The sequence below is a fragment of the Georgenia alba genome (assembly GCF_042665525.1).
Taxonomy (GTDB): domain Bacteria; phylum Actinomycetota; class Actinomycetes; order Actinomycetales; family Actinomycetaceae; genus Allobogoriella; species Allobogoriella alba.
In genome coordinates this window covers 1-591 of sequence record NZ_JBHTCQ010000012.1, presented here as the reverse complement: position 1 = coordinate 591, position 591 = coordinate 1, and the positions used below count along the sequence as shown (strand labels likewise).

Below are 591 nucleotides of genomic sequence, written 5' to 3'. Positions count from 1 at the left end.
GATCAGCGACACGGCGGCCGCCCCGAGCCCGGCGAACACCGCGGCCAGCACGCCTGCGGGGACCATCAGCCGCCACTGCAGGGCGACCTTCCGGCTGAAGGTGAACACGGCTGCGGCGGGGCCGTTGGTGGCCGTGAGCTTGTTCGTCGCCAACGCCATCTGCGGGCTCAGCTGGGGCATGGTGATCAGGATCGCCGGGAGCAGAATCAGCCCACCCCCGCCGACCACGGCATCCACCCATCCGGCCGCGGTCGCCGCGGCCATCAGTACTCCCCAGTCGAGCCATGCCATGGGTCAGACTCAATCACAGAACCGGTCCCGGGCCGTTACTCCTAGGCTGTGGTCATGCGGAGGTTCAGCCTGTGGCTACGGGGGAAGCCGTTCGTCGCCGACTCCATGCTGGCGGCGATCCTCTTCGTGCTCGAATGCCTGTCGGCACCGAACAGCCGGGCCCCGTGGTTGTTCGTGCTGCTCGGCCTCGCGCTGTGTGTACCGATCGCGTTCCGGCGCCGGCATCCCGTCCTGGCCGCGGGCGCCATCCTCGGACTCTCGATCCTGACCACGCTGATCAGTAGTTGGCTCGGCGACGAG

The 591-nt window shown here is 68.7% G+C and carries 2 protein-coding genes; one reads left to right on the top strand and one right to left on the bottom strand.

What is annotated here, in order from left to right; translation table 11 throughout:
- Positions 1 to 291, bottom strand: a 291-nt coding sequence (locus tag ACFQQL_RS19120) for a TSUP family transporter (protein ID WP_382396840.1), incomplete at its 3' end; no start/stop codon positions are given.
- A gap of 54 nt (positions 292 to 345) precedes the next feature.
- Here ACFQQL_RS19120 and ACFQQL_RS19115 point away from each other — a divergent pair.
- Positions 346 to 591, top strand: a 246-nt coding sequence (locus ACFQQL_RS19115) for a DUF7134 domain-containing protein (protein WP_382396838.1), incomplete at its 3' end; no start/stop codon positions are given.